The sequence below is a fragment of the Pseudooceanicola onchidii genome, assembly GCF_004959925.1.
Classification (GTDB): domain Bacteria; phylum Pseudomonadota; class Alphaproteobacteria; order Rhodobacterales; family Rhodobacteraceae; genus Pseudooceanicola; species Pseudooceanicola onchidii.
This window is the reverse complement of sequence record NZ_SPUW01000002.1, coordinates 59,080-70,914: the sequence shown is the minus strand read 5'-3', so window position 1 is coordinate 70,914 and position 11,835 is coordinate 59,080. Positions and strand designations below refer to the sequence as shown.

The window sequence follows — 11,835 nt, the reverse complement described above, 5'->3', positions numbered from 1 at the left end:
CACTCTCAAATACTCAAGACATGAAGGAAAAACCATGCGCACCAAAGCTGCTGTCGCCGTTGCGGCCGGGAAGCCCCTCGAGATCATGGAAGTCGAACTTGATGGCCCGAAAGCCGGAGAGGTTCTGGTTGAGATCAAGGCTACCGGCCTGTGCCACACGGACGAATTCACGCGATCGGGCGCCGACCCTGAAGGCATCTTTCCTTGCATCCTCGGACATGAAGGGGCCGGCATCGTCGTCGAGGTCGGAGAGGGCGTGACCACCCTGAAACCGGGCGACCACGTGATACCTCTTTACACCCCCGAATGTCGGGAATGTCCGTCCTGCCTGTCGGGCAAGACCAACCTCTGCACCGCAATCCGCAACACCCAGGGTAAAGGTCTGATGCCGGACGGCACCACCCGTTTCTCGATGCTGGATGGCACCCCGATCTACCACTACATGGGGTGCTCGACCTTCGCAAACCACACGGTCATGCCCGAAATCGCGCTGGCCAAGGTCCGCGACGACGCCCCCTTCGACAAGATCTGCTACATCGGCTGCGGTGTGACGACCGGCATCGGCGCGGTGATCAATACCGCGGGTGTCGAGATCGGATCGACCGCTGCCGTGTTCGGATTGGGCGGCATCGGACTCAATGTTATCCAGGGGCTGCGCATGGCCGGTGCGGACATGATCATCGGCGTCGACCTGAACGACGACAAGGCCGAGATGGCGAAGAAATTCGGCATGACCCACTTCGTGAACCCCTCGAAGGTCGAGAACACGGTGCAGGAGATCGTCAATCTCACCAAGCGCGGCGCGGACCAGATTGGCGGCGTCGACTACTCCTTCGACGCGACCGGCAACGTTAGCGTCATGCGTGACGCGCTGGAATGCTCGCACCGCGGCTGGGGCGTATCGGTGATCATCGGCGTTGCCCCGGCGGGAGCCGAAATCTCGACACGCCCCTTCCAGCTCGTGACCGGACGCGTCTGGAAGGGCACGGCCTTTGGCGGTGCCAAAGGGCGGACTGACGTTCCCAAGTTCGTCGACTGGTATATGGACGGCAAGATCGAGATCGACGCGATGATCACGCACAAATTGACCCTTGATCAGATCAACCATGGCTTCGATCTCATGCACGAGGGCAAGTCGATCAGGGCAGTCGTCGAGTTCTAAGCTGGCCTTCGAAACCGCGCGGCCCAACAGGCCAATTCGTTCTGGGGTCGCGCGGCACGCCACCAAAGATGAGTTCACGTCGGGTTCATGGAGGCGCTATTGATTTCTCTATAATCGGAAGTCATTGTATCGAATAAAGAGAATTCAGGACATACAGAATGACTCGTGATGCAGATTCACCGATCGACCGGGTCTTCGCGATCCTGAATGTCGTGGCGCAGAGCAAGAAGCCTCTGGCCATATCGGAGATCGCCGAGGAACTCGATATCCCACTTCCGTCAGCGCACCGTCTTGTAGGCAACTTGGAGGCGCGGATGCTCTTGCAGCGCGCGCTTGGCACCAAGAGGTTCACGGTAGGGAACCAATTGGTCACGCTCGCGGCGAAAACCATCAGCACCTCTTTCCGAACAGCGCGCCGCCATGCCGTTCTTCAGTCGCTTTCTGAGAAGATAGGTGAGCAGTGCGAAATAGGTTTGGTCCGAAACAACCGCGTCGTTTATGTCGATAGCGTTCGAGTGGCGAGCGTGCAGGGGCTGCAATTTGACCCGGGGAGCGATGCGCCGCTTCATTGCACGTCGACGGGCAAGATCTACCTCAGCCTGATGCCAACGCGGGCCCGGGAGAAGCTTGTCAATTCACTCGAGCTGGTTCGATACACGCCCAACACAGTAACCGACCACGAGGACCTGATGACGGTCCTGAACCAGACAAAGAGGCAGGGGTGGGCCGCGTCGAACGAAGAGTTCGTTTCAGGCGTCGTCGGCTGCGCAGTTCCAATCGTGACGCCCAAAGGCGATCTGATCGCCTGCCTCGGCGTGTCCGTGCCCACGGCGAGGGTTTCATTCGGCAAGCTATCGAACTTCGTGCCGCATCTGCTCGAAGCCGCCGAGGTGCTTTCAGAGACAGTGTTGGGCGAACAAGCGGAATTTGAATAACGAATTCCTATTAGGGCGTAGCGAACTGCGAACTCCAGAGGCTGAACGGCAGAGCTGTCGCTGTGTCCTCCGAGAGGCTCAATCGCGGGCCCGATGTCTTGCAAAGCTGACGACGCAATTTGGACTTGTCCGGCTTCGGTGGAGAGCGTTTAGCTCACTTCCTTGCCTTCCGCGCGAATGAGTTAGGGCTCTGGTAGCCGAGCAAGGAATGTGGCCTGATGGGGGAGAGGTGCACGTGGATGTATCTGGCGATAACGTTTTCCGCCGGCTGGCGGGATTGCCATGCAACCGGCCAGATCAGCTCCGATTTGATGGTGTTGAAGAACGCTTCCACCATCGAGTTTTTGTAGCAGGTCCGACGCCCGTTCATTAACTGCCGCGGACTACTTACTCTTGCCGCCTTCGGCTCCTTGGTCTTCCAGTGGCTTATGCCAGCTGCCTGGCACCGGGAAACCCAGAACAATCTGCTCCATAGTCCAACGCTTCTGCCACACGCACAACGATCGTCAAGCGTAGCTTGACAGCATCAGTATAGCATTTCGCCGTCGGTCGAGCCACATCGACCTTGGAGTCCTGGGAATTCCCGGGCTTGTCGGCCGCCTTTCAGGGTTGACCCGAGTCTTTCAGACAGAATCAGGCAATTCCGCAAATCTGTCGACCGAAAATCACATAGCCCTATAGGGCTATGTGATTAAAGCAGGACATCATCTTAGAAAAGACGTTTCTGGATTTTTATCGTCGAAATCAAGAAAAAGTATGTATATTATTGTGTACTTTCTGATGCTTAACAGAAATTTTGCCTCCGTTATATTTTGGTAGAATTTGTGCCTACGCGTTGCCTCATTCGCCCACGAGAACGATTCCGATCAACTGAAGGGGCGAAGAAATGATGGGCGACGACGACAAATACAACGATCCAGCACGCACGATTTACAGGAGAGGGTTGCAAAAGAAGGTTAACCGTCAGACCTCCAGCAAAGCTTTCGGGATCGTTGACACGGAGAGTGAACTCGAGTCGATCACCCTGATCGCGGCAGATCTCGATCCCCGGGTGCGCCGCGTCCGTCCGCAGCCATGCACGTTCGATCTCAATACTGGCGACGCCTACCCTTCGAAACAGGCTCTCATGGATGCCGTGCGTGGAACCCGCTACAGGCCTTGGTGCTATACACCGGATTTCCTGTTGGAACTCGTCGACGGTTCAAAGGTCTTCGTCGAAAGCAAGCATACCCGGTTCCTCCAGCGGCATCCGACTTTCAGTGCAGTTCCTATCGCGATGGCCGACTACGGTCACCGGTATGCGATAGTCACCGAAGGCATGCTGCCGCGACCGCTTCAGCGCAATCTCCGGACTCTGAAAGTGTCGCCGACAGTTCCTCTGAGCGCTGAGCAGCGCTCTTGGCTGATCGATGACTGCCCGAGCAGTCTTCTTTTTCGAGAAATCGAAGACCTCGGGTTTAGCAGGAACAGCGTCTATACCGCGATCCGCGAAGGCTACTTGGCAGCAACACTGGATCAGAAACCGTTCAATGACCGGACCGTCCTCATGCCTTCGGCGGGGTCGACCGCACATCTTGAGGTGCTTCCGCTATGACCGTTGTTCAGAAAGTCGACGGGCGTCATCTGCGATTGGATGGCGAAATCTACAGGGTCATTGGGCGCGTTTCCGGTCGACCTGCTGTCTGCATTGAATTGGACAGTCATCAGTCGGAGATCACGCTGGAGGAGTTCCACGATGCGATTTCACGTGGTGACGTGTCCGACGGCCAGGAACCTGAATTTGAGGGGCGTGTCTTGAGCCCTGAGGAGAAGGTCGAAGCGTCTTATCGCAAACGCCTCCTCGAGCTCGTTGAAGGCTTCCAGTCCGAGGGGATGAAATGGCCTCAGGTTATCGAGCAAACCCAGAAGCAACTAAAACTGGATGAGAGGTTCGCATCTTACGCGGCCGAGATGCCGGCAGTCCGCACGATCCAGAATTGGCGAAAGCGGGTCCATCTGAAAGGTCACATCGGTCTTGTGGACGGGCGGTCGGCCAACTCAGGATACTTTGAGCCGCGCCATGATGAACTATTCGAGGAAATCGTTCTCGACGTCATAGAAAACCATTTCCTGAGGTCGGATGCGGTAACTGTCACCTACGTGGCAAATACAGCGCGCGAAAAATACACAAAAAAATGCATTTCGGACGGTCGCAAACCCGAAGCATGTGGACGGAAATCGGTAGAAGCGATCATTCGCGACTATGTCGTCCACGAGGATGCTCTGAAGTCTCGAATGGGAGCGAAAGCTGCACGCCCGTTGCTCCGACAAGCAGGCAGGTTTCAAAAGGTCGACTATGCTTTTGACCGGCTGGAGATCGACTCCACTCAAGCGGATATTTTCGTCGTATACGAAGGCAACCTCGTCCGGCCCTGGGTAACGATCGTGGTCGATGCAGCAACCGGTTTTATCGTCGGTCAGGTGGTATCGCTCGCGCCGCCAACCGGTGCGTCGACCGTAGCCGCGCTATTCGAGGCAATGACAGGGCCTGATGATGCCTTCTTCGACCTCCATGGAATCCAAAACCGCGTTCGAGTGAAAGGGAATCCGCTGACGGTTGTGGCGGATCAGGGGTCGGAGAACGGCGGCGAAATCATAAAACGGCTGCTGGAAGTAACGGGCGTCGAACTCCAGAAAAATATCCCCGGTCATCCGGAGAAAAAGCCGTTTGTGGAACGCGGGATGAGAACGTTGAAGACCTTTGTGACTACGTTGCCTGGCACAACACAGACGCAGTTGATGCCCGCCCAGACACGAACGGCGAAGGCGATAGATGAGGCGTGCCTGACCTTCGAAGACTTCGCGAGCATGCTTCAGCGCTGGCGTTTCGATATTTATGGCAGGCTGCCTCGACGCAGCGTTCAGTCGCCGCTCCGGCGTTCGGAGTCGCCGACCGAAAGCTGGAAGCGACTTCTGACCTTGGCACATGTGCCCGAGCCGCTGAGCCGGAACGAGCTCATCCAGATGTTCTATTGTGTCCGCGAAAAGCGTTGCCTGTTCCATTACGGCATTGAGGTGGGCCGCGTGCAATACTGGTCGTGGGACCTGGCACAGATTCACCGCAATAATCCGAATACAGTCCAGCTGGACGTCTGGACGAACCCCGGGGACATTCGAACGGTGATCGTGGTGCATCCCGATACGGGCAAGGCCATTACAGTCCCTTGCAAGAACCCCGAAATGCCACCCCTGACCGCGGCGGAACGAGATCGCATTCTGGCGGCGAACCGCCGAAAGCCGGAGGACTACTTCTCCGCGCATGAAGCGCTGGCAGCACTTGTCGAGGGCATGCACCACGCCCCCCGCAAGAAGAAGTCGAAGATGGCAAAGGCCGGCGAAGAGGCGCGGCGGGTCCACAGGGACAAGGAAATCGTCCGGAAAAGTTCAACGCGTGTGGTGCAGGACAATCCCATCGAACCGGCGGTGGCGATGCTGCCGGTCCAAATCCCCACAAAACGCAACAAAATAACAATGCGAGGCTGACACACATGCTCGAAGCACCGTTGAAGAACCTTCGAATTTCCCATGCACGGTATGATGCCGCGATGGCTGCGCTGCGGGACGCGATCAAGCTCGCGGGCGTTCACGGGACTTGCATTCCGTTGCTCGGACCGACGCGGGTAGGCAAGACAGATCTGGTCGAGGCGATCTGCAATGAGCTGGTCACTGAAAGCGCTGGTCCGGGTTACATGTTGCCGACGCCGGATCTAATTCAAGGATTCATCCGTCCGAAACCAAACGACGCAGAAATCTATGCGGCGATCATCCGAGCGATGGGCGCGCGGGTCGCTCCGAACACCAAGCTGGCGGTGCTCCAGGATCGGGTCCAGGAGCTCATTTATCAGCGCGGTATCAAATATATCGTGCTCGACGAATGCAGCCACTGTGCCGAACCAGGCGCAAACCTCACCAGGAGGGGCGCAGCGGATCACATCAAGACGGTCATTGATCAATCCGGAGCCGTCGTGATCCTGACAGGCTTGCCCAAATTTCAGAGGCTCATCGATCAGAATGAACAGCTTTCGGCGCGTTCGATGGCGTCGATCTATCTGTTGCCTTATCGGTGGTCAGACCAAGAGGACCGGCAAGAATTCGTCGCGGTGACCTACTCGATATTCGACCATCTGGCGGACGTGGGTATCGAGCTGGAATTCGATCCACTCGATATGACGCGGCGTCTCTATGCCGCGACCGGGGGGCGGGTCGGATTGGTCGTAGAGCTGATCGAAGCGGCCCTGAAGAGCCGTCTCACGTTGGAAGTGTTGTTGCGTCAGGACCTGCAAAAGGGAGCGTCCACGCGCCTCCAAACGTCTTCCGATATGCCGGCGATTTTCGGGCCCGAGGTGCCACAGGACACCGTCCTGGCGAGATCTTATGCCATGGTCATGCGGGACGCGGGCCTTCGCTTGCCCAATCCGAACTCCGCCAATGAACTGCATGTATTCCAGCATGCCGAAGACGAGGTCACGGCGGCATGATCCCCCAGCGCGACGAAAGCTTCCTGGGATTTCTAAAGCGTCTCTCCGATGCCGAGGGATATCCGGACCTGGGCGGGTTCCTTACCGACATTGGCTGTCCTTATGGGCGGCCGTTGGTGGAAAACGCAGAAAACCTGGCTGTGGCGCTGGGGGTAGAGTTCCAGCTCCTTGAACCGCTCCTCCCGCGCAGCCGCCCGACGGACCCGGCATTGGACTGGCGGTTTCATCGTATGCACGCGGACCCAGTCTGTCCGGCATGCCTCGCCGCGGGTCGCCCGCGCCGCAAGGAATGGCGGCACGCGCTTGTTTCCGCATGCGCTGTGCACGGCACAGAACTGCTCGAGACCTGCCCCGGCTGCGAGTCCCCGCTGAGGGTGACGGACGACGGACATGCGAGCTGCATTTGCGGAGCGCACTACGCTGACGCTCCACAGATCCTCGCGACTGACGGCGCAGTCCAGATTTCTCGTGCTATCGCGGGACTCCCCGCAAATATCGTCGGTTTCGACCTGGAGGGCGGCTCTGACCGATCTGTAGCACGGACGGTGTGGTTCCTGGCTTCGGCGATGCGGTCCACGCGAACCGGGAAGCCGGGAAAAGACGGTATTCCAAAAACCTTAGCGGAAGCCCGCGAGATGATCGGCACGGTCGAACCGCTGCTGTTCGACTGGCCGACGGCATTCGATGGTCATGTGCAGGACCTCTGGGATGCCCCGGAAGCGGACGGGCAAACGGCGGCGGCGCGTCTGGGGTCCTGGTATCAAGGACTGATGAAACAGACCGGATCCGTCGCGGATGCTCTCCAAGAGCGTTGCCTCCATATGGCTGGGGCTATCTGCGGGGACGCGTATCGGTTGGCGGGCGCTTCCGGAGAAGGCGCATGGGTGAGCGCAGCCGAAGGAGCAAAAAAGTTGGGTATCCGGGCGGAACGGATTGTCGATGCCGTCAGGACCGGCAAGATGAACGGGCGGTTGGCGCGATCCGGCACTGGGCATGTCCACACGATAGTCGCGCGCTCGGATATCGAGGCCACTCGCATCTTGCGGTCGCAAATGCTCGACAAGACGCGGGCTCGCGAGTTTCTGGGGGTAGGTCGAAAGCAGTTCGAACTGCTTCTCGAGGCGCATGTCGTGGCAGCGGTCGATGTCAATGTTCGTCATCCATGCGTCGCGGGGGGCTTCGATCGGGACGACCTGACCCGGAGGGTTTTCGTGATCCGAAAGAATCTGGCTCCGACCTGGGACATCGAAGAACCGACGATTGCCTTTCGCGACCTGACTCTACGAAGGACCACTGACAAAAAGGCACTTCTGGCGGTGTTCCGGGCGATCAAATCAGGGACTATCCATGCGCGCCACTTCGACAGCGGACAGCGTCTTGGCGATGCGCTGTTCTCCGAAAAGGAGATCTCGGACCTGCTGGCTGCACAAGGCGCACCGAGCGCAATGACTGCGGGAGAAGTCGCGAAGATAACAGGCTGGAGGCCGGAATGTGTTACGCATTGGTGCGCGGCGGGACTACTTCCGTCTACTCAAGGTCGCGTAGGCGGCGCTGATGCGTGGCTGATCGCCCCAGAGGATCTCGCGCAGTTCCAGCAGAAATACCTCGTGCTCGCGGATGTTGCTGAACAGTGCCAAACGACATCCCGGGCTCTCATCTCGCGCCTCGCCGGACGGGGCATTTCACCGGTTGGTGCGAAAACCGTCGGAAAAACGGCGAGAGGTCATCTGCTCTCCGTCGCCCATTTCGCGCGTCTCATGCACGTAGGCGAAAGGCTGGAACATGCCGCAAGATAAAGATCACTCGGGCCCCGAACTGTCGATGGAAGAGCAAATGGCGCGGACGACAAAGGCGGCCGCCCAGCTTCGGGTGGATGTCGTCGCTGTGCTCAGCTGGTATGATGTCGAGCGCCCCGGCAGAGTGCGGTGGGTAGAGATCCAGCGGCACTATTCGTGCGAGGACTTCGACATCGCACATGTGGAGCCCTCCTGCGAAGCCCGAGAAGTCCGGAGAGAGGCTCGCCATGACCTTGAGAAGGCGCTGGAGGCCTTGGGGTGGCGCATCCTTCCGGAAGGGAAACATGTTCACGGCTTCTTCGCTTCTCTGGATTCCATTTCTGCGCATAAACGGCTGTCGGAGGCTCGGCGTGTCCGGAAGGCTCTGACTGCGAGCGGCCTCGAGCGATCCCCAGGCAGCGATTAGCCCGGTTTCATCGAGGAGCGAAAATGCGCGCCGGGAGCATTAGCTTCCGGTTTAGTCGCGTGCGGTTTTGTATCGACCGTATCTTTCCCTACATTCCAGAAAATGACCGAACTCCGACGATAAGGGCGTTGTCCATTGCGGAGACCGAAGACTCGAGCGCGCCCTGCCAAAGCTTGCAGGGTGCCTGCGGAGTTGTTATACATTCCAGTAGCTTAGGTTCGTCCGAATCCGGATGGCTGACCACGCAAGGTTATGAGCGAAACGCGCAAGACTATGCGCGAACGCCGCACAAACCTGTGAGCGAATAGTGTCGATTTTCTTGTTTGCGATCAGTGAGGGACGCGCACGGTTATGCGCAGTCCTACAGGCCTCACCAGCCTTCTGAAACCCCGAAAACCCCGGCGCGTGTTTGGTCTCGACGCCGGGGTTTTCACGTCTGGAGGGGCAGAAAACCCGGCCGCGCGGCAACCGCATTAGCCCTGCTAATGCCTATCCTCAGATCATTCTCCTTTGCCGGATCGACGCCGTTCGCCTAGGCCTGAAGCCAGGGCGCCCGCGTCCAATTCAGGCCAGAGGAGAGAGGACACATGACAGCCCGCTTCAAGCTGGAAGGTATCTACACGCCGGTCATCACACCCTTCGATGACGCGGGCGAGATCGACTTTGAGTCGCTTGCCGACCTTGTCGAACGTCTTGTAACAGCCGGTGTTCATGGGCTGATTTCCGGCGGCTCCACCGGCGAAAACTATGCCGAGACGGTCGAGGAACGGCTGCAGATCGCGCGGTTCATCACCGATCGCGTCAAGGGACGCATCCCGGTTTTCGTCGGGACCGGGGCGCTGCGCACGCCGGATTCGATCGCTCTGGCCGAGGGGGCGGTGGACATGGGCGCCACCGGCATCCTGCTGGGCACGCCGCCCTATTCGGTCCCGACCGAGCGGGAGAATGCGTTGAACGCCCTGGCCATCGACCGGGCCTGCGGGCTGCCGATCATCCTGTACAACTACCCGGGCCGCATGGGCGTCGAGATGGGGCGCGAGTTCCTTGACCGCGTGGGCCGGTCCGCCAATGTCATCGGGATCAAGGAAAGTTCCGGCGATATCAACCGGGTGCACCTGCTGGCGCGCGATTACCCGCACATCCAGATGTCCTGTGGCATGGACGACCAGGCGCTGGAGTTCTTCGCCTGGGGTGCGCAAAGCTGGATCTGCGGCGGGTCGAACTTCCTGCCCGAAGAACACATCGCGCTGTACGAGACCTGCGTGATCAAGGGCGATTTTGCCAAGGGCCGCCGGATCATGTCGGCGATGCTGCCGCTGATGCGGGTGCTCGAACAGGGCGGCAAGTTCATCCAGTGCATCAAGCACGGGGTCGAGGTGTCGGGCCTGCACGCGGGGCCGATGCGGCCGCCCCTCAAGGGTCTGAACAAGGAAGAAAAGCGCGAGCTGGAACAGGTCATCCGCACGCTGAAGACCACCGTCAAATCCATCTGCGAGGGAAACTGAGCCATGACCGACCTGCTGACCCACGAGGAATACGCCTCCATCGCCGCAAGCCTGGACCTGCCGCAGAACGCCTGGATCGACGGCGGCTATCGGCCCGCGATCTCGGGCAAGACGTATCAGACGGTGAACCCGGCAACCGGTGCGGTGCTGGGTCCGGTCGCGGCCTGTGACGCCGCGGATGTGGATCTGGCCGTGACCAAGGCGCGCGAGGCCTTCGACGACGGCCGCTGGTCGGCGCTGCATCCCGGCGAGCGCAAGGAGGTGCTGCTGCGCCTTGCCAAGCTGATCGAACGCAACGCGCGAGAGCTGGCGGTGATGGAGAGCCTCGAGTCGGGCAAGACCATCTATGATTGCGAAACCGTCGATCTGCCCGAGACGATCCATACCCTGCGCTGGCACGCCGAACTGATCGACAAGATCTATGACCAGGTGGCGCCCGCGTCGGCCGATCATATCGCGATGGTGGTGCGCGAACCTGTGGGCGTCGTCGGTCTGGTCCTGCCGTGGAACTTCCCGTTGCTCATGCTGGCATGGAAGATCGGCCCGGCGCTGGCCGCGGGCTGCACCGTGGTCGTGAAACCGGCCGAGGAGACATCGCTGACAGCCCTCCGACTGGCCGAACTGGCCGCCGAGGCCGGACTGCCGCGCGGCGTGCTGAACATCGTCACCGGCGGCGGGGCCGAGGTGGGCGAACCGCTTGGGCGGCATCCCGGCGTCGACATGGTGTCCTTCACCGGCTCGACCGTCACCGGGCGGCGGTTCCTGCATTATTCGGCCGACAGCAACCTGAAAGAGGTCGTGCTGGAGCTGGGCGGCAAGAACCCCTGCATCGTGCTGGACGACGCAGAGGATCTGGATGCCGTCGCGGCCCATGTGGTCAACGGCGCCTTCTGGAACATGGGCGAAAACTGCTCTGCCGCGTCGCGCCTGATCGTGCAGACGGGCATCAAGGACCGGCTGATCGAGAAGGTCACGGCCCATGTCCGCGAATGGCCCGTGGGCGATCCGCTGAACCCCGAGGTGCGGGTCGGCGCGCTGGTATCCAAGGCGCATTTTGCCAAGGTCGCCGGGTATCTTGATGCGGCGAAAAAGGCCAAGGTCCTGATCGGTGGCACGTCGCCCGCCGACGGTTTTGTCGAGCCGACGGTGGTCGAGGCCGACCGCGCCTCTTCGCTTGCAACCGAGGAGATCTTTGGCCCCATCCTGACGGTCATCCCGGTCGGCAGCTTCGAGGAGGCCATCGCGGTCGCCAACGACACCGACTACGGTCTGGCCGCGTCGATCTTTACCGCCAACGGCAAGCGGGCGATGCGGGGCGCACGGATGCTGCGGGCGGGCACGGTCACGGTGAACAGCTTTGGCGAGGGCGACATCACCACGCCCTTCGGCGGCTACAAGCAATCGGGCTTTGGCGGGCGCGACAATTCGGTGCATGCGCATGACCAGTACACGCAGCTCAAGACGATCTGGCTGGATCTGGCCGACACCTCCGACACGGGCATCGACTGAGGTCG

At 59.8% G+C, this 11,835-nt stretch carries 9 protein-coding genes; all 9 read left to right on the top strand.

The genetic code is table 11. The features are described from left to right. Positions 1-34: 34 nt before the first annotated feature. The 9 genes from E4S58_RS08225 to E4S58_RS08180 all read left to right on the top strand — a co-directional run bounded on the left by E4S58_RS08225 (position 35) and on the right by E4S58_RS08180 (position 11,830). Complete coding sequence (locus tag E4S58_RS08225; protein ID WP_136635937.1) at positions 35-1,162, top strand: S-(hydroxymethyl)glutathione dehydrogenase/class III alcohol dehydrogenase; 1,128 nt, start codon at positions 35-37, stop codon at positions 1,160-1,162. 158 nt (positions 1,163-1,320) lie between these two features. Further along, positions 1,321-2,097: an IclR family transcriptional regulator gene (locus E4S58_RS08220; RefSeq protein WP_136635936.1), complete on the top strand. Its 777-nt coding sequence runs from the start codon at positions 1,321-1,323 to the stop codon at positions 2,095-2,097. Positions 2,098-2,983: 886 nt separating this feature from the next. Then, a complete protein-coding gene (locus E4S58_RS08210) occupies positions 2,984-3,691 on the top strand; it encodes a hypothetical protein (protein ID WP_136635934.1) in 708 nt (235 codons plus the stop codon). Then, the gene (locus tag E4S58_RS08205; protein WP_136635933.1) at positions 3,688-5,619 is read left to right on the top strand and encodes a DDE-type integrase/transposase/recombinase; all 1,932 of its coding nucleotides are present in this window, start codon (positions 3,688-3,690) and stop codon (positions 5,617-5,619) included. Before E4S58_RS08210 ends, E4S58_RS08205 begins: the two co-directional genes overlap by 4 nt. A 5-nt stretch (positions 5,620-5,624) precedes the next feature. After that, complete coding sequence (locus E4S58_RS08200) at positions 5,625-6,614, top strand: TniB family NTP-binding protein (protein ID WP_136635932.1); 990 nt, start codon at positions 5,625-5,627, stop codon at positions 6,612-6,614. Next, complete coding sequence (locus E4S58_RS08195) at positions 6,611-8,410, top strand: TniQ family protein (RefSeq protein ID WP_136635931.1); 1,800 nt, start codon at positions 6,611-6,613, stop codon at positions 8,408-8,410. The genes E4S58_RS08200 and E4S58_RS08195 overlap by 4 nt, the downstream gene beginning before the upstream one ends. Continuing rightward, complete coding sequence (locus tag E4S58_RS08190) at positions 8,397-8,816, top strand: hypothetical protein (protein ID WP_136635930.1); 420 nt, start codon at positions 8,397-8,399, stop codon at positions 8,814-8,816. The genes E4S58_RS08195 and E4S58_RS08190 overlap by 14 nt, the downstream gene beginning before the upstream one ends. Before the next feature lie 587 nt (positions 8,817-9,403). After that, positions 9,404-10,321 (top strand): dihydrodipicolinate synthase family protein, encoded by a 918-nt coding sequence (locus tag E4S58_RS08185; protein WP_136635929.1) that lies wholly within the window; start codon positions 9,404-9,406, stop codon positions 10,319-10,321. Positions 10,322-10,324: 3 nt separating this feature from the next. After that, positions 10,325-11,830, top strand: a complete 1,506-nt coding sequence (locus tag E4S58_RS08180) for an aldehyde dehydrogenase (RefSeq protein WP_136635928.1) — start codon at positions 10,325-10,327, stop codon at positions 11,828-11,830. The last annotated feature ends 5 nt before the right edge of the window (positions 11,831-11,835 follow it).